Source organism: Planotetraspora kaengkrachanensis, assembly GCF_016862895.1.
In the GTDB taxonomy this organism is placed as follows: Bacteria; Actinomycetota; Actinomycetes; order Streptosporangiales; family Streptosporangiaceae; genus Planotetraspora; species Planotetraspora kaengkrachanensis.
Window position 1 is genome coordinate 1 of sequence record NZ_BONV01000066.1, and the last position, 17,438, is coordinate 17,438.

A 17,438-nucleotide genomic window follows, 5' to 3' on the forward strand; every position below is an offset into this window, starting at 1 on the left:
GAGAGAGACCCGATTGTGGTCGGCTTGGTTGGGCGGGCCATGGTGGCGGTGGTGACTTCTTGGATTCGTGGCCGAGCCTGGCCGTGTACCTGGGCGACGTCTCTGAGGCCCTGTACCTCGGAGGCGGCGTCCACGGGATGTACCCGTACCTGACCTCTGACGGGCAACTGTGGTGGGACCTGGGTGAGGACTGCCGTTCACTGAACGGTGAGTCCCTCGTTCCAGCGCCAATGGGTCTCGGCTGACCGCGCGTTCCCAAGGAAGATAGAGCGGGTGACGGGAATCGAACCCGCGCTGTCAGCTTGGGAAGTCTTTCAACATCATGCGGTCTGAGCTGCGGAAATGGTGACCTGGGCGTATGTGGGTCGCGTGACCGTGAGTCCCCGTGATTCCCCGCTGCTTGCCGACCGTACGGGCACGCAACGGGCACGCCACTCTGGGGCATGTCCGTCCCATGCTCAGCTGGCAAACCATTGCGTCATGCGCCATTCCCCATGGCTTTGGGGATCATCCAGGGCGGGTCGGTTGATCACAGTGAAGACAACATCATCACCGAGTCGGATGACTATTGCACCGGCTGCGGTCACATGGCTCTCAGTGACAGTGAGGTTGCTGAGGATTGATAGGTATGCCAGAGGGTGATTGTGGCCCGAGACCAGCTTTGTCAGCTCGGGATCGGCCCCAGGCTCAATCTGGAAGTCGCAGTCCATGTAGAGCCGTGCCTGCCTGGGGGGCGTGGGCAGGTTGTCGGAGAAGGTTACGAAGTATTCCACCTGTCCTCGGCCGACCTCGATCACAAAGGTTCCGGGGGCGATAGGCGCCAGGCGGCGAGTAGCCTCTACAAACCCACAGCTTCTCCAACCAGATCATGTAGCTCATATGCAGCGGCCATAATCCGGTCCGCCACCTCCCCGTCATACATCGCCGCGTTTGCCTCAGTCGCGGGGAATACATCGACGACGATATTCACCCCCAAGCGAGGGATACAGTCGAGTTCACGCCAGGCGGCAGCACAAGCTGTAAGCGAAGCTTTCGTAGCCTCATACGCACTTATGTCGAACCCGACCCCTGACCTGAGTGAGCCATCGAAAGCTGCCCAGGCCTCGGCCAGCGCCTCTAGTGGGTCTGCGCCCATCGCGGGCCTCCCCTCATCCAGCTAACAGCATCAGCTGGCATCAAAGCGATTAGCAGGATTCGACGCAAGCCGCACCTTGCCCGCCCATTCCGTTTGCCGTCGACCCACCGCGGAGCGGCAGCGGGCCTGGCGGGCCATCGGCTGTGACTTCTTGCTCCCAAAGCACTGGCCATGATCCTTGGACCTGGCGTTTGTCCTGGTGAAGCCGCATGTTTAGTGCACGGATGTGCATCGCCGGGCGGGGCTGGGCACCCCGGAAGTCACTCAGTTTGACACTCACTTGGGGTTCCACACCGGTGTGCTGGTTTAGCTCGATGACCGCCGCCTCGTTCAGACCGTGGACCGCCCCGTGTCGTCGAGGTAAGCCAGGAAGGCGCCGTGCAGCCCCAGCCTCGTATGGTCGGTGCCGTTCTCGTCTATGAGGTAGACCATTCCGGTGTCGGCGCTGTCGCTCCCACCGTCGATGGTGACGCAATAGCCGAACATCATTGAGGTCAGTTCGCGACGGATGAGGACGCTCAACCGTCCCTCGGCTTCCGCGAGGTTCGACGAGTCGGGCACTACTCCGTATTGACCACTCATGATCTGAGACGCCAGAGACTCGATGGTGCCGTCCAGGTCGGCCGCCCATGACTCGAAAACGGCGTTGATGATCTCCTTGGATTCCGCCATGCCCCGAACCGTATCGGACCCATACGATCAGTTTGGAAGGTTTCGGTACGCGATCGTCTAGCCTCCTGCGACGCTGGTCACGCGCCCAATCGTCTCGCTCATGGCTTTCCGTGGCTTGCCGTGAGTCACCGCGCTGACGGGCATGCGACGGGCACGGGCAAGAAGGGCCCGTCACCCCCGAAAATGAGTGCGGGGTCATGGCATGCGGTCGCCGGCAGACCATTTCCCCCCCATCAGCGGTAGCCGGAGAACGAACCGGGCGCCGCGGGAGGAGTCCTCGATGCGCAGAGTTCCGCGATGGGCATGGGCGATCTCGCGGGAGATCGCAAGGCCGAGTCCGCTACCGGTGGCGTCACGGCGGTGTCCGTCTTCCAGACGTACGAACCGCTCGAAAACTCGCTCACGGTCGGCCGGTTCGATGCCGGCTCCGTCATCGGTCACCGCCATGACCGCTTGCCCGTCAGCGTACGTGACGGATACCGTGACGCCGGTCTCGGCGTGCCGCCGCGCGTTACTCACCAGGTTGTTCAGCAGCCGGATCAGCTGGGTTCGTGAGCCGTACACCCACACATCCCCGGTTACCTGAGCATGCACCGGCATGGTGTGGGAGGGCGTCCCCACCTCCGCCGTCACCAGCGCTCCGAGGTCGATCGGCTCGGACGGCGCTGGCTCACCGTCGCACAGCCGGGCCAGCAGCAACAGATCCTCGACGATCGCCTCGAGCCGCTCGGTAGTCGACAGGGCTCCCTGAATCGTGTCACGCGGATTGATCTGATCGGGGTACAGCAGCGCCTCCTCCAGTTGCACCCGCAGGCCGGCGATCGGATTGCGGAGTTCGTGGGACGTAGTGGAGGCCAGTTGGCACTGCAGCTTCAGCGGGCGCAGTGACCGGCCCGTCATCCGCCACGTCAGCCATCCCGACACCACCGTCATCAGCAGCGCGGACGCCGCGATGGCGTACTCGAGATCGTGCGTCGACAGAATCGACGGCTCCGCCGCGCCGGCGTACACGACAGGGGAATCCGCATCCAGTGAGATCCTGTCGGCCACGAGCAGGACACACCGCTCGTCCGGGAGGCACTCGGTCCGCCGCTGCACGCGGTTGCCGGGCTCCGGTCTGAACATGCTGAGGGGCGCCCGGCCCGTCTGAAGGCTGGCGTTCACAATCCTGCCCCCGGCGTCCACCACTTGGATGAGATCGATGCCGGCGGAGGTGGGGATGGGGTGTGGCAATTGCCCGACCCGCACATGCGCGCTCCACCAGAGGGTGGTCTTCTCGGCGTTGAGGAACGCCTCGTCTCGAACCCGGTAGCGAACCGCCAGATCCATGCTCACGCCGATCACGACCGCGGTCACGAGGGCAAGCAGTGTGGCTACCGTCGTGTAGCGCACCTGAATGGGACACAGTGAGGGCATCGCTTCACCCCTTTTCCTTCGCGGCCGACCGCGTACGAGCGACCGCTGCCCTGCGGCGAGGGGCGTCCTCGACGACTGCTTCAGCGGGTGCTGCGCTCTCCGGTTCATCGGTGACCCACGCAGGCGTCGGCTGATTCGAATCATCTGTGACCTCCTTCTCGGGGGCCGCCGTGCTCCCTCTCGTTGGCGGGCACCACCTGTAGGCCGCGTAACCCCGCCAACCCGGTGCAGTCCGGCAGTGCCGACAGCGTGCTCGCGTCTGGTCGAACAGCCGTTGCACTGACGAGGATGGACGATTGCGTCCACTATGCTAGTGTTCAGCGGTTTTCGTTACAACAACTAGCAGTAATGATCGCCGGGAAGATGATCATCAGCGTTCGTGGGCCCTCGCTTATCTCCAACTGAACGGACACGGGCAGTTGCGGCGGAAGTCGGCACTTTTGGACTGTCCCCATCACTGTCTGCCGTCGACCCACCGCGAAGCGGCAGCGGGCCGGCGAACAGTCTGGCTGTCCTGGTGCGGGTCATGGAGCAAGCCGTCCGCGACGGCATCATTGATCGAAACCCTGCCCGGGTAAGCGGCTGGCAGCGTGAATTCCAGCGGGCCGAAGACGAGTTGGATGATCCTCGCTCGCTCGCGCTGCCCGATTGGGATGCTCTCGCTCAGCTCGCGGCCGCCTTGGTGGAGAGATCAGCGGGCCGGTTCGCCGGTTGGGGCGAAGTGATCATCTTCGCGGCCTGCACTGCTGCCCGCATTGGGGAGGTCTCCGGGGGTGCGTGTCGGCGATATCAACCGCGAGGCATGGACCTGGACCGTACGCCGGCAGACAACACCTAGCCCCCTGGCGGGGTGGTGGACAAGGGCACGAAAGGCAAGCGGGCTCGAACAGTTCCTCTGATTGCTGAGGTTCGTGACCTGATCGCAGCACGTCTGGATGTGGTTGGCCCGGATCCCACTGCGCGGCTTTTCACTGGTCCTCGGGGCGGGCGGATTACCACGGCGGTTCTCCGAGATGCCACCCATTGGGATGACGTGGTGACACAGCTCGGCTATGAGCATCCTCGCCGTCATGATCTACGGCATACCGGTTTACCTGGATGGCCGACGCCGGCGTGCCGGTGCATGTTCTGCGAAAGATCGCGGGCCATGGATCGCTGACCACAACCCAGCGTTACCTGCATCCAGATTCACGATCCATTGCGGACGCCGGCGAGGCGTTGAGCGCCCATCTCTCTGTCAGGCGGTCCCCAAATGGTCCCCGCCTCAAGGTCGTCTAGCCGACCCGATGATCTAGCCGACATGAAGAAAGGCCTGTTGACCTGAGGTTTCCCTCTGATCGACAGACCTTCTCGCCTGTCGGGACGACAGGATTTGAACCTGCGACCCCTTGACCCCCAGGCAACCCAGACGGGGGCGGGACCAGCCCCGATACCTGCCCCTACCTGCGGAAACGGTTCTCAGTCGTCCACCGGTGTATGCGACCGGCCACGGCGATAGTCACTCAGATAGTCACTCAGTCCGCAGCGAGTTGCGAGGCTGCGGCAAGCCACCCTCCGCTTGAATCACCGCCAGCCAGCGGCCTAACGGGGTCATCCTCACTGCACGTCGAGCATCCCGCCAGACTCAGCCGGGTTCTCTCTCCTGGCTTCCACCCGCTCCAGCACGCCAACCGCTTCGGCGAGGTCCGCACCGGCGAATTCCACGTTGCTCGTCACGGTCCCGCGAGTGCTCCCGAACGAAGGCCACACTACGAATCGCGATGGCATGGGACCGCTGACCTGCGGAAAGGCCTCAGGCGTCGAAGCGGGCCGAGAAGATCATCCCGCGCATATCCCGCACACCCCGAAATTCCCTCAGGCACATCCATCCTGCGCTTCCCGCTCAAGCAGGCCAACGTATTCGCTGATCACCGAGGCGGGAATCAGCCGGGTGCGACCTTGAGTTACCGATCGCAGACGACCCGATCGGATCTGCTCGTAGATCACACTGCGACTGAGGCTCCACACCGTCAGCCAGGTGTGCAAGGGCCATCCGATGTGAGTACGACGCGTGGGCGCGCCACCGCAACGACCTGACGGCCCTGGATGTGGGGACGTGAGGCCCTAGGTTTTCGGACCATGCACCCGGGAACTGACTGTCGTATGTCGCACAAGAGGCTCGACGCGTGAAGTCGACCGCAACTCCCGCCGGTCGGCTCGCTGCTGTTTAAGCAGACCAACCTGGCCTACAGAGGATGCGCCATGACGACTATCGAGCTGTACCCCGACGACGTTCACAACCAGCGGACGATCCGCCAGGGCCACCCATCTGACTGGGTCAACCGCGAAGGTGGTGACTACGACCTGGTGGTGCTCGGCGGCGGACCGGGCGGCCTCGTCGCCGCCATGACTGCTGCCGCAGGCGGGCACCGCGTCGCTATGACGGAGCAGCGACTGACCGGCGGCACCTGTGTCAACTTCGGCTGCACGCCGAGCAAGGCTCTGATTCGCTGCGCACGCGCGGTGCACGATGCGAGCCGCGGGGTCGAGTTCGGCTTTCGGCTCGACACCCCACCACAAACTGATTTCGGCTCGGTCATGGATCGGGTCCGCAGGATGCGTTCCCTGAGCAGCTCAGGCGATGCGGTCGAGGTGGTCGAGCAAGCGGGGGCGGAGGTCTACCTCGGGCACACGCGCTTCACCGCACCGAATACCGTGGAGGTCGAGGGCCGGCTGCTGCGATTTCGCAAGGCTGTGATCGCCACCGGATCGGACCCCGTGATGCCCCCTATCGAGGGACTGCGGACCGGCGAGTACCTGACCAACGAGACCGTCTTCTCACTGACAGAGCTGCCAGCCAGGCTGGTCGTCATCGGCGGCGGTCCGCTGGGATGCGAGCTGGCCCAGGCCTTCCGCCGTCTCGGCAGCGAGGTGGACCTGGTCAGCCACTCCAGGGCCCTGCTGCCCAATGATGAGCCGGAGGTCGGTGAGCTGATCGGTCGCCGGTTCGAGCAGGAGGGGCTAAGGCTCCATCTGGGGTTCACAGCAGTACGGGCGGGCGCCGGCCGTTTGCTGGTACAGGGCCCCGACGGGACGCGCGAGCTGCCTTATGATGCGCTGCTGATTGCCACGGGCCGCAAGGCGAACGTGGAGCACCTGGACCTGGGCGCGGCAGGGGTGCACGTCGCCAGGGATGGCGTGGAGGTAGATGAATACCTGTGCACCAGCAACCCTGACGTCTATGCCGTTGGCGATGCGACCTTCCCACAGAAGTTCACGCACGCGGCCATGGCGACAGCGCGGCTCTGTATCGCGAACGCGCTGGATGGTGCACATCGCCCGGCACGGGAGCTCGTCATTCCTCACTGCACCTACACCGATCCCGAGGTGGCCGAGGTGGGCCTGACTCCGCGCCGAGCCCGCGACGAAGGTGTCGCGATCGACGCTTACCGGCTCGAGCTGGCCAAGGTGGAGCGGGCGTTCATCGACGGCGAAGAGGAGGGGTTCGGGGCGATCTACACGCGCAGCGGCAGCGGCGAGATCGCAGGAGCGACGCTTGTGGCGGCGCACGCCGGTGAGATGATCAGCGAGCTCACGCTGGCGATCACGAACCAGGTGCCGCTGGAGGCGCTGGCCAACACGGTGCACTGCTACCCGACACAGGCCGAGGTCTTCCAGCGGATCGCACTGCAGTACGCCGGACCCCAGAGCGTCGCTGTGGCCCACTAGGAGCTGTTTCGTAGATCGTGCTGGTGGTGAGGTAAAAGGTCATGGTTTCCTGCTCTCTCGAACCGGCCTCAGCGACCCTTGACCGTGGACCATGGCCCTGCGCAGACGGTGGTCTACGCGGCAACCCCGTTCTGAACAAGGACTGATCGAGCTCAAACGTCGGAAGCGCCGGCAGGAGGAGGTGATCGGGCCCGCGTACAGGAGGTCCGGTCAGGTCCACTTCATCGGCGCGACGTTCTCCGGCGGCGTCGACTTCGGCGACCTCCGGCGGCGTCGACTTCGGCGACGCGATGTTCTCGGGCGGCAGGGAGGACCTGATCAATCCCGGCCGCTGGGAGGTACCGCCGCCGACCGGCTTGCCGGAACCAAGCCCGGCTGGGCTGCTACTGCCGAATGAGCAGACGGATAGTTCCGGTGGGAAGGCCTCGGTGTGAGGCCGAGTCTCGTGTCGACGGGCCGATATTGCCGTTTGGGCGGCCTACCGGATCACCCCCGAGAATGTGGATGTCCTCCGACGACACGAGCCCTACAGGCTTGCTGGCTTCGTCGGACAGGAGGAAGGCGAGAGTGGAGGCGAGGTCCTTGGGCCGGCCGAGGCGTGGAAGGGCGGTCTTCCGCGGAATGGCCTCACGGGCGTCCTCGGGTATCAGCTTGAGGCTCTTTCGCTCAGGAGCAGGCCGGGGCGACTGCACGGGTACCTGTGGCCAGGAGACGGTCAGGCGCCCTTGGCTCGCAAGTGGTCAGATGGCCGTCTGGGCGGCGGTGATCTTGGTGATGTCTTCGGCCTGCCGGCGTGCCTGGGCGTGGGCGTTCTCCAGGGAGGCCTGGTGCAGGGGCAGCAGGTGCCGGAGGGGCTCCATGGTGAGCGCGTAGGTCAGCTCGGGCGTTATGGTGCGGACGTCCAGGGCCATCAGGTTCGGATCGCCAAGGATGGTCTCCAGGGCGGGGACGAGAAAGTCCTTGCCGTGCATGGGCGCGCCGGGGCCGTAGCCGCCGCCACGGGCGGAGACGATGACGGCGGGACGGCCCGCGGTGAGGGTGGCGTCGCCCAAGCCTATGGTCCGACCGGCGATCATGATGTGGTCCAGCCACGCCTTGAAGACCGAGGGCATTGAGTAGTTGTACACCGGCACGGCGAACAGGTAAGCGCTCGCGCCGAGGAACTCCTCGACGAGTTCGTCCTGCAGGACCGCCGCGGCCTTTTGCTCCGGGGTGTGCTGGTCGGCGGGCGTGGTGCGGGCGGTGATGCCGGCCGCATCCAGGTGGCCGATGGGGTTGAGTGCGAGGTCGCGGCGGACAACGTCGCCGCTCCAGGCACCGGTGAAGGAATCGGCGACCTGCCGGGAGAAGGAGGCATCGCTAGAGGCGGAGGAGTCGATGCGCAGCAAGTAGGACATGGTGATGGTTCTTTCGTGTCGTTACGGGGCCCTCGCCTGGCAGCGGCGGGGATGCGGGCCCGCCCGCTCGCGCGGGCGGGACGGGTCGTCAAGGGGTCCGACTCTGGTCGCGCGATCAGCTAGCGCAGCCGCCACCGACTCCGCACTGATCACCCTCGCCGAAGGGCATGCTCAGCGCGGGCCGGGCTTCCGCCCATACGCGATCCATGGCGCGGACGAGCGCGGGCGTGTCGACTCCTCCTCCGATGCCGTACTTTCCGTCGATCACGATGAACGGCGTGCCGTGCGCACCCATCTGCTGGGCGCGCGCCTGCTCGTCCTCGACCTGGCGCCGGTAGCGACGGGACTTGAGCACAGCGCGGGCCTCATCCTGATCCAGGCCGATCTCCCCGGCGAATTCGACCAACTGCTTAAGCGTCCAGAGCTGCCGGTTGGTGCCGAAGTGGGCCTTGAACATGCCGACCCACGCCTCGTGGTGTTTGCCCTGGTCGGTGGCGTAGGCGAGCAGCTCGTGCGTCAGGTCGGTCGGCCCGAGCGTGCGGTCGATCGCGTGGTAGTCGCCGAAGCCTTCGGCTTCGGCCGAGATCTCGACCGGTCGCAGGATCGCCTCCATCTGGGCGACCGTCATGCCCGCGTTGCGGCTGAGCTGGGTCTGGGTGATGCCCTCGGGCGGTATCCCCGGGTGGACCTGGAAGGAGCGGTGGATCACCTCCACCTCGTCGCCGTGCTCGAACTCGGCCACCGCGTTCCGGAGCCGGTGCTGAGTGACCCCGCAGATCGGGCAGATGATGTCCGACCACATCTCGATACGCATTCGCGTTCTCCTCTCACAATTTGTGTGTAGCCACATCATGTGTGAGTATCGAAATCGGTACAAAATGCACATCAATGTGCGTGGAGGAGGCCTCGTGGCAGGTGTACGTTCCGCGGTCAGGCGGGTGCCCGGACCCTGCTCCCACTGGGACGACAACGAGGCGGACTTCATCCGCCATGTCCTCGACCGCGTCGGGGACAAATGGAGCGTTCTCATCGTCGGCACCCTCGAGGCCGGAGCGCTGCGTTACTCCGAGCTCGCCTACGCGATCCCCGGGATCTCGCAACGGATGCTCACCCTCACTCTGCAACAACTGGCGCAGGACGGGATCGTGTCACGCACCGCGTATCCCGAGGTCCCGCCTCGGGTCGAGTACGAGCTCACGCCCCTCGGCCGCAGCCTGCTGCGGGTGGTACTCGACCTGGCAGCCTGGGCGGTGGACAACCACAAGGAGATCCACCACAATCGCACGGTATTTGCCGAGGGTCCGGTCTCTGCGGCGGGCACGGGCTGAACCTCGACGCCCGATTGAACGCACACGGAACGGTTCCTCCGTGGCCATACTCTGCACGTGAGGCGTCTCAGTCCGCCAGGGGTGGGTAATCGGTGTATCCGGTGGCACTGCCGGAGTAGAAGAAGTGCATCCTTGGCTCATTGAGTTCGCGATCTTCGCGCCAGCGGCGGACGAGGTCCGGGTTCGCCAAGCCTGCGCGGCCGACCACGACCGCATCCGCGTAGCCCTCTGCCATGATCGTCAGTGCGTGGTCGCGGGTGGTGATCGTGCTTGGGCCGGTGTTGACCAGGAAGGGGCCTCCGTACCGTCGGCGGAGGTCCTGGGCGAGCGGGCTGGCGACATCGGGCACGTAGCTGAGGTAGGCCGTGCCGAGCGGGGCGATCCCGTCGACGACCGCCTCGTACGTCAGATGCGTGTCCGCGTCGTCGCGCTCGTCGATGCCGTGGAAGTTATGGCGCGGTGAGATGCGCAGCGCGGTACGCTCGGCCCCGATCGCGTTCGCGACGGCGCTGACGGTCTCGATGGTGAAGCGAGCACGCCTCTCAGGGGAGCCGCCGTAGGCGTCGGTCCGCTGGTTCAGGTTGGCGGCGTGGAACTGATGCAGCAGGTATCCATTCGCCCCGTGCAGCTCAACGCCGTCGAAGCCCGCTTCGACGGCGTTCATGGCGGCTTCGGCGAATCGGGTGATCACCTCCGGGATCTCGGCCTCGGTGATCGCTTCGGCCACGATCCTCGCCACTTTGCCGTCTCGCGTGCGCGCGAGGCCGGGGATGGCGATCGCGCTCGGTGCGATCACGCGGCGGCCGCCGTTGATCTCGGGATGCGTCGCGTGGCCCGCGTGCATGAGCTGCATCATGATTCTGCCGCCGGCTTCGTGCACCGTGTCGGTCACACGGCGCCAGCCGTCGAGCTGCGCCGCTGTGACGATACCTGGCTGCTTAGGGTAGCCCTGGCCCTCCGGGCTCGGGTATACGCCTTCGGTGACGATCAGGCCGAAACCCGCGCGTTGAGCGTAATACTCGACCATCGGTGCGGTCGGTACGCCATCGAGGTCGGCGCGGAGCCTCGTCATTGGGGCCAGGACGACACGGTTGTCAATCGTGATCGCGCCGAGCCTGGCCGGGGAGAAAAGGTTCATGAAGGAATACCGTTCGCGGTCGTGGCGACCTGAGATGTGACTCTGTGGTTCAGCGGGCAAGCTCGGGCCACCTCGCGACAGCGCGAAGCAACACTTATCCCATTTTTGCGCGGATTGTCCCATTGCATTTCTCTCGCGCCCGTCCCTCTCTCCTTGTGCGTTACGCACATCATGTGCGAGGTCTGGAGCGCCTACAAAAGGCACATGAATGTGCGCCACGGAGAGTCCGAGGTGCCCCAGGGCCGATTCCGGCTAGATCGAGCTCGTATGAACGCGTCAGCTCACCTGCTCGCGTTGTGCCCGGGTCTGCATGAGCAGGCTGATTGCGCCGATCACCACCACGGCGATCCCATCGACCACCATCGCAGCCTGAAACCCGAAGAGGGTTGCGAGTTGACCCGCGATGCTGACCGGAACACCGAAGGCGAGGCAGACGACGACATAGACGGCGGAGATCCTGCCTGCCCGCTGGTGAGGTTCTGCCAGCGGTATGATCAATCAACTCGGTGCCGCTCTCGGCTGAGTTCTCACCATCGCTGCGCCTCGGGCTTACCGCTCGGGGGCCTCGGTTGATGGTTGACATGATCAATCCGGAGTGGGGCCGGGGGTGCGACTCGCGGCAGAACCGGATGACCGGAGTGGCGCCCATACTTGTAGCATGACCAACCAGAGCGACGAACTTCCCGTGCTGGTTATCGACGGAGCAGACTTCTCCGACTTCGACGGCTTTGCCCGCGAGTTCTCGCGGCTGCTCTGCAACTACACGTGGCGGGGAAATCTGGATGCCTTCAACGACATTCTCCGAGGGGGGTTCGGGACGCCCGAGAACGGGTGGGTGCTGCGGTGGCTCAACTCTGGCTCATCTCGGGCCGCGCTCGGCTACGAAGCGACAGCCCTATGGCTGGAGGGGGTTCTCCTCACCTGCCATCCGTCGAACCGTTCGAATTTCGAGGCTAGGATCAGCAGCGCGCGGCGCAGCGAGGGTCCGACCCTGTTCGACGATCTCGTCGAAATCATCCGCGACCACGGCCCAGGCGGTAACGAGTCCGAAGACGGCGTCCTCCTGGAGTTGGTCTAGGTACTGGGCTGGGCGGGGCGGATCCCACGTCTGACGGACGGTACCTTGTCGAGGCGCAGCGACACCCGCTCATCGGCCATGAGCGGACGTATGCCGCTTCCGCTGCCAAGAGCTTCAGCCCGAGCCGTCCGCCCGCTCAGCGGCTACTTGTTAACTTGCCTCAGGACCGGTGCCTGGCGAGGGCAGAGGCCTACCTGACGTGTATCCGGCCGTGGCTGCGATCATGGCCAGATGATTATCCCCGGTTACCTGGACGGGTATGAACCGCCGCTTCGGCCCTCGCCGCTGGTCGGCGGCGCGGAGGTGATGTCCAGTCCTCTGTTCTGGCCCGCATTCCTATACACCGTTGGCGGGTCCTCGACGGCGCCGGCTGCCTTCGATGCTGATCCAGGTGACCTGGATGCGTTCGTCGAACGGCTTCTCCACCCAGACCGGTGGCCGGTGTTCTCGCTACCGCTTGCCCGTCGCAACCACCTCCACATCGTGATGCGCAACTTCGCGGACGACGCGGGCGTCGACTACGTCCTCGAACCCAACACCGGCGACCAGTCGATCGAACTCGCAGCCTTGGAAGGACATTTTCGCGGACCCGCGCTCGCGTGGCCTGAACTGATGGCAGCCGCCCAGCATCCGGATTCGGATCACACGCCGGCTGAGCGACTGCTCCTGCTGCTGCCTGCCTACGGCGACAGCGACACCCCGGCCACTGCCGTGGACGTTGTGGCGGCGGCCCTGTCCTCCGTCGGTGCCCGGTCCAACGAGGGCCAAGTGAGCGCCGAACTACTGGACAGCCGCCGGTACTGGACGCCATGTCCGTGGGCCGCCACCGACGGAGTCCTTGCATGCCTCGGCCCTCACAGCTACCGCCGTGTCGGAGGTCGTCTTTCGTCGGTCGAGCTTCGCGTCATCGCGGATGCTTTCGCACATCCAGGATCTGCCAGGCGCTAGTAGCCGACCTCAGTGAACGCACTCTTCTCGGCAGAAGAGGAAGTGTCGCCGGCCTAGCCGTGATCATGTAACGCATCAGGCGGGGCCGAAGCGTCAAGCATCAACCGAGGTCTGACACGAGGACCTGCTCGCTCAGGCCCGCGTGCCAGTCCGCAACCAGCGCCGCCGCACCAAGGGATGGCGCCTGCCACCGTGCGGCATCTGGAGACCTCTTCGGTCGACGACGCCCTGGACGTGCTGGACCTGCTTGTCACCGATAACCGCTGTACCGATGTCCCCAATGCCGGGACCCTGACCATCATCTGAAGGCGCGAGCAGCCACACGCCAGGGCAAGGCGCTCCGCCCCGGTCTGAGTGGCGGTTCAGACGGTGAGCACCACCGCGGACGCCGCTTCGAGGGTGCGCAGGCGGACGGACGGGTCGTAGACGGGGATCGACAGCATGAGCTCGTCCGCGCCGGTCAGAGTGGCGACGGCGGCCAACCGGCGGCGCACCGTCTCCGGCGATCCCTGCGCCTGAGCCGCCGACAGCTGCTCCAGCCGTTCCGCTGCCTCGGCGTGGAGAGGCGTCGCTGCTGCCTCCGCGGGCGAGCACAGTACCGCCTCGGCGGCCCGGCCCGCGAAGGCCGTCAGCAGGGCGAGGTACGCCGGGCGGACCAGGTGGGCGGCCTCCGCGTCGGTCGCCCCGCAGACCGTGTCCACGCTCACCAGCACGTACGGCTCGTCCCTCCACCGCGAGGGCCGGAACTTCTCCCGGTAGCGGGTCAGCGCCTCGACGGCGTTGCCTGGCCTGATGTGGTAGGCGAACGCGAGCGGCAGCCCCAGTTCGGCGGCGAGTTCGGCGCCCGCGGCGCTCGACGAGAGCAGCCAGGGCTCGGGGAGCACGTCGGCGCCGGGCAGTACGCGAGCGCCGTCCCCGCCACCCAGGTGACTGAGCAGTTCGGCGAGGTCGGCCCGGTACTCGACGTCCGTGGCCGGGTCGGCGCCGCGGCGCAGCGCGCGCATGATGTCGGGGTTGAAGGTGCCGGGCCCCCGGCCGACGCCGAGGTCGATGCGCTCCGGATGCAGAGCGGCCATGGTCATGAACTGTTCCGCGACGGCGAGCGGGGCGTGGTTCGGCAACAGCACCCCGCCCGAGCCGACCCGGATCCGCTCGGTCACCGCCGCGAGGTGCGCGGCCAGTACGGGCGGCGCGACGCTGCTGACGGGCGAGTACCCGTGGTGCTCGGCGACCCACACCCGGCGGAAGCCGAGCTCGGCGGCGCCGCGCGCCGTCGCGACCACCGCCGCGAGGCCGTCGCGCGCGCTGTGCCCTTCTTCGAGCACCGCGAGCTCCAGCAGCGACAGGAGCGGCAGCCGCTCCTCAGGCGCGGCGGACGGTGCGTCCAGCGGCACGGCAGGCCCGTTCTGCGACCTAGGCCGGTTTTCTCCCACGAACAACCCTTTCTCCCCAATAGGCGAAGCGTTGGCACCGTACACCAGGTGCCTTCGGTGCCCCTCCTCACCTTGTGATGTGGGTCGCCGCTGCCCCAGCCACAGCCGTTCCGCGCCACGTGCATGCCGCTGCTGTCGGAGTGGCAGCGGGCGGCCCGCCAGCTCGCGCCGCGACCCCGCCCGAGGGAATGCAGGACGGCGCTCGGCGGTTTCCCTGCGGCCCGCCACTTGCCGCGCGCCCACCCCCAGCCCCACGAGCCGGCGCCCGTCGAGGTCGACGACGACCTGCTGTCACGCGGGCGCACCACATGGCCAGCTCGCCGGCCCCGAGTCTCCCGGGAGACGCTGCTACGGCCCGCTGATCACGGGATTCGCTCTGTGCTGGACGTCTGGTCGGCCAGGGTCCCGGCGTCGGCCGACGCCGAGCCGGCGAGCTCGACGGCCGCCAACCCTGCGCCTACCGCCCAGGCACGGCCCGTGGACTCCCGAGCACGGCGAGACTCTAGGAGTCTTTCCATTCAGGTAGTGCAGCGATCTCTTCGTCTGAGGGGCAGTGCTGGAAGTCGTCGCCGCCGGGAATGGCTTTCATAGTGTTGCGGTCGACCACCGGACCCTGGTCCCGCGCCTGCGACCTTGTCGCCGGCGACCATGTGCAGGTAGTCGGCTATCGCGTCTCGGTTGCGGATCAGAAACTCGATGCGTTCGGACAGTCGCGCCTGCTCATGCTGCAGGGTGACGATCATTTCAGGTGTCACTTCAGGCGGGTAGATGCTCCGCGGTTTGTCCAGACAGGGCAGGATCTGCCGGATGATTCGGGTGGGCAGTCCAGCATCGAGTAGTCCCTTGATCTGCAGCACGCCGTACACATGTGGCTCTCCGTACTCACGGTAGCCGTTAAGGGCGCGATCGGGCGTGATGAGCCCTTGCTCCTCGTAGTAGCGCAGCAGCCGGCGAGATGCGCCGGTACGTTCGGCCAGCTCTCCGATTCTCATGTTCCCCAGCTAATCTCTTGACCTTCACATCAATGTGAGGGTTTGACACTCGGTACGTGGCTGAGAACAGCCGGAATTCGTACAACCGGGGGGACCGAGCCATGGTCTCGATCGATGTTTCTGCCTTCTACCAGGAGTGGGCTGCGCGCATCGGCGTCGTCTTCGAAGCGGCAGCCGGGAATGGGCCTGACACCTTGGAGGACGTCCGGCGCGGCTACCGGGAGTTCCTCCAGCAGTACTTTCCCGCGCCAGAGGGTGTCACCTTCGACACCGTGCACGTCAGCGGGGTGGCCGCTGAATGGGCGACGCCGGCGGGCCACGTCGCCGGCCGGCATCTGGTGTACCTGCACGGTGGCGCATACATCGTCGGGGATCCGGCGGGCTACCGCGGCTTCGTCGGCAATCTCGCGGAACGGTTGCGCGCCCGCGCGCTGACTCCGGACTACCGCCTCGCACCCAAGACGCCTTTCCCTGCGGCCGTCGACGACGCCGTGACGGCCTATCGCTGGCTGCTGGAGCAGGGCGTCGTGCCAGAGAGCGTGGTGGTCGCAGGTGACTCGTCCGGTGGTGCGATGGCGGTCAGTGTGCTGGTCGCGGCTCGCGATCAGGGGCTTGCGATGCCGGCCGCCTCTATCTCCATCTCTCCGTGGGCCAACGCCGAGAACACCGGGGCCACGATGCTTACCCGCAACGGCATCGATCCGTCCAACAACCGCGAGGGGTTGCGCAAGGTCGCGGAAATCGCTCTGGGCAACGTCCCGTTGAGCAGTCCGTTGGCATCCCCGGTGTTCGCTGACACCCGTGGACTGCCGCCGGTGCTGATCCAGATCGGCGGCCATGAGGTCATGCTCAGCGACGCTATCAGGCTGGCCGCCAAGCTGGCCGACGACGCCGTACCCGTCCGTCTGGACGTGGCGCCGGCCATGGGGCACTTCTGGCACCTGCTGGCCGGTCATCTGCCCGCCGCGGACAAGGCCCTCGCGGACGCCGTCACCTTCGCCGTGGAGCACCTCCCCGCCACCCATGAGACCTACGGCAGATAGCCGCACCCGTTCGCTCGGACGGGCCGTAGCGCCCGACCCGGAGAGGCCAGCCCGGGCGGCCGGCATGGTCCGGCATCTGCCGGGATGGAAACGATCACGACCGACCAGGGCCGTCGTGGCTGGGAACGGCCGACAACTACCCGGGACAGGAGAATCCAGTGTCGCTGCCACCGCTTCCCGATATGAGGTACCTGCTGCGCAACCAATAGTCGCCGAGGCCTCCGCACCTTTCCGATCATCGGATTGTCTTCCGCACGGCTTCCGCGACGCCGTCCAGGCGCTGCACCGCCCGCAGACACGCGGTCGCGTAGGGAAGGAGGTTGCCGGGATCGATGCCTGTCGCGTTGAGCGCCGCGACCGCCTGATTGAGATTGACCCCGATCCGCCGCACCTGGCCAGAGGCATGCATCAACTCGATCAGCGCCTCACGCAGCGGGTCCGGCATCGGCGGATTCGCCATCCGTGCCGCCGCCAATGCCGCCTCGGCCGCGTACGCCCCGTAGGCCATGCCGAGCCGCTTCGCCGCCTTACGGAAGTCGGCGTACTCCTGCTCAGTCAGCACGAACTTCACCACATACGGCCTCGGAATAGCCTGGCGCTCTCGCCGGCGCTGCCGCACCTTCCTGGACCCTGCTCCCTCTCCCCCATCGGACATGCTCTCGACCGCTCCCCCGACGACCGCGCCCGGTCCCAGTTGATCAGAACCCACCCGCACGATCTGCGGAAAGTCGGCCGTTCTGATCAACTATGTCCCCCTCTGAAGCCCGCCGGATTCAGAGGTAATGGGACATTACGAATATCTTGCTCCTGTCGCTCCTGTCGGTCGAGCTGCCCCGAACCTTCATCGTCGGTGACCCGCCCATCCGGGTGACCCGCGACGAGCTGGAGAAGGCCATGGGAGCCGACGTGCGGGAAAACCGTCGCCGAGTTCCAACGCATCCTCACCGGCACCCACCTGACACCCAGGGACTTGGCCGCCGTCTACCTCAACGGCGGCTCCAGCCGCATCCCCCTCGCGACCTGCTCAGCCAGCTCCTCGGCCGCGCCCCCGACCTCGCCAACGGCCTCAAAGCCGTCGTCGCCCTCGGCGCCCTTCCTGCCCGCCAGAGCCGCCCACCTTGCCATTCGCCACTATGAGCGGCGACAAGCC

17 protein-coding genes are annotated in these 17,438 nt (G+C 66.1%); 6 read left to right on the forward strand and 11 right to left on the reverse strand.

Features of this window, described 5'->3' with window-relative positions:
• Positions 1–458: 458 nt before the first annotated feature.
• From Pka01_RS39970 to Pka01_RS39980, 3 genes are all read right to left on the reverse strand, one after another.
• The gene (locus tag Pka01_RS39970; RefSeq protein WP_203888233.1) at positions 459–773 is read right to left on the reverse strand and encodes a hypothetical protein; all 315 of its coding nucleotides are present in this window, start codon (positions 771–773) and stop codon (positions 459–461) included.
• 692 nt (positions 774–1,465) lie between these two features.
• A complete protein-coding gene (locus Pka01_RS39975; RefSeq protein WP_203888234.1) occupies positions 1,466–1,807 on the reverse strand; it encodes a hypothetical protein in 342 nt (113 codons plus the stop codon).
• Between the two features lie 195 nt (positions 1,808–2,002).
• Positions 2,003–3,163: a sensor histidine kinase gene (locus Pka01_RS39980; RefSeq protein WP_203888235.1), complete on the reverse strand. Its 1,161-nt coding sequence runs from the start codon at positions 3,161–3,163 to the stop codon at positions 2,003–2,005.
• Between the two features lie 586 nt (positions 3,164–3,749).
• Between Pka01_RS39980 and Pka01_RS39985 the strand changes: the two genes are divergently transcribed.
• Both Pka01_RS39985 and Pka01_RS39990 read left to right on the forward strand, forming a co-directional pair.
• Positions 3,750–4,061, forward strand: a complete 312-nt coding sequence (locus Pka01_RS39985; protein WP_203888236.1) for a hypothetical protein — start codon at positions 3,750–3,752, stop codon at positions 4,059–4,061.
• Between the two features lie 1,403 nt (positions 4,062–5,464).
• Positions 5,465–6,931, forward strand: coding sequence for an FAD-dependent oxidoreductase (locus tag Pka01_RS39990; protein ID WP_203888237.1), 1,467 nt, complete (start codon positions 5,465–5,467; stop codon positions 6,929–6,931).
• 740 nt (positions 6,932–7,671) lie between these two features.
• On the opposite strand, the gene Pka01_RS39995 is transcribed toward Pka01_RS39990, so the two are convergent.
• The gene (locus Pka01_RS39995) at positions 7,672–8,328 is read right to left on the reverse strand and encodes an FMN-dependent NADH-azoreductase (protein ID WP_203888238.1); all 657 of its coding nucleotides are present in this window, start codon (positions 8,326–8,328) and stop codon (positions 7,672–7,674) included.
• Between the two features lie 115 nt (positions 8,329–8,443).
• A complete protein-coding gene (locus Pka01_RS40000; protein ID WP_203888239.1) occupies positions 8,444–9,142 on the reverse strand; it encodes a DsbA family oxidoreductase in 699 nt (232 codons plus the stop codon).
• 94 nt (positions 9,143–9,236) lie between these two features.
• Between Pka01_RS40000 and Pka01_RS40005 the strand changes: the two genes are divergently transcribed.
• On the forward strand, positions 9,237–9,656 hold the full coding sequence (locus Pka01_RS40005; protein WP_239116285.1) for a winged helix-turn-helix transcriptional regulator: 420 nt from the start codon (positions 9,237–9,239) through the stop codon (positions 9,654–9,656).
• A gap of 67 nt (positions 9,657–9,723) precedes the next feature.
• Here Pka01_RS40005 and Pka01_RS40010 read toward each other — a convergent pair whose 3' ends face one another.
• The gene (locus Pka01_RS40010; protein ID WP_203888241.1) at positions 9,724–10,794 is read right to left on the reverse strand and encodes an alkene reductase; all 1,071 of its coding nucleotides are present in this window, start codon (positions 10,792–10,794) and stop codon (positions 9,724–9,726) included.
• A gap of 276 nt (positions 10,795–11,070) precedes the next feature.
• Positions 11,071–11,292, reverse strand: a complete 222-nt coding sequence (locus Pka01_RS40015; protein WP_203888242.1) for a hypothetical protein — start codon at positions 11,290–11,292, stop codon at positions 11,071–11,073.
• A 160-nt stretch (positions 11,293–11,452) separates the two neighbouring features.
• On the opposite strand from Pka01_RS40015, the gene Pka01_RS40020 reads away from it, so the two are divergent.
• Positions 11,453–11,872 carry a barstar family protein gene (locus tag Pka01_RS40020; RefSeq protein ID WP_203888243.1) on the forward strand — a complete coding sequence of 140 codons (420 nt, stop codon included), beginning with the start codon at positions 11,453–11,455 and terminating at the stop codon, positions 11,870–11,872.
• Between the two features lie 231 nt (positions 11,873–12,103).
• Positions 12,104–12,820: a hypothetical protein gene (locus Pka01_RS40025; RefSeq protein ID WP_203888244.1), complete on the forward strand. Its 717-nt coding sequence runs from the start codon at positions 12,104–12,106 to the stop codon at positions 12,818–12,820.
• 362 nt (positions 12,821–13,182) lie between these two features.
• Here the strand turns inward: Pka01_RS40025 and Pka01_RS40030 are convergent, their stop codons facing one another.
• Together Pka01_RS40030 and Pka01_RS40035 are read right to left on the reverse strand one after the other, a co-directional pair.
• Complete coding sequence (locus tag Pka01_RS40030) at positions 13,183–14,214, reverse strand: MsnO8 family LLM class oxidoreductase (protein WP_239116286.1); 1,032 nt, start codon at positions 14,212–14,214, stop codon at positions 13,183–13,185.
• A gap of 557 nt (positions 14,215–14,771) precedes the next feature.
• Positions 14,772–15,245 carry a MerR family transcriptional regulator gene (locus tag Pka01_RS40035; protein WP_203888245.1) on the reverse strand — a complete coding sequence of 158 codons (474 nt, stop codon included), beginning with the start codon at positions 15,243–15,245 and terminating at the stop codon, positions 14,772–14,774.
• 101 nt (positions 15,246–15,346) lie between these two features.
• On the opposite strand from Pka01_RS40035, the gene Pka01_RS40040 reads away from it, so the two are divergent.
• Positions 15,347–16,288 (forward strand): alpha/beta hydrolase, encoded by a 942-nt coding sequence (locus tag Pka01_RS40040; protein WP_203888246.1) that lies wholly within the window; start codon positions 15,347–15,349, stop codon positions 16,286–16,288.
• A 235-nt stretch (positions 16,289–16,523) separates the two neighbouring features.
• Here the strand turns inward: Pka01_RS40040 and Pka01_RS40045 are convergent, their stop codons facing one another.
• Positions 16,524–16,859 carry a hypothetical protein gene (locus Pka01_RS40045; protein ID WP_203888247.1) on the reverse strand — a complete coding sequence of 112 codons (336 nt, stop codon included), beginning with the start codon at positions 16,857–16,859 and terminating at the stop codon, positions 16,524–16,526.
• Positions 16,860–17,269: 410 nt separating this feature from the next.
• Complete coding sequence (locus Pka01_RS40050) at positions 17,270–17,413, reverse strand: hypothetical protein (protein WP_203888248.1); 144 nt, start codon at positions 17,411–17,413, stop codon at positions 17,270–17,272.
• Between the last annotated feature and the right edge of the window lie 25 nt (positions 17,414–17,438).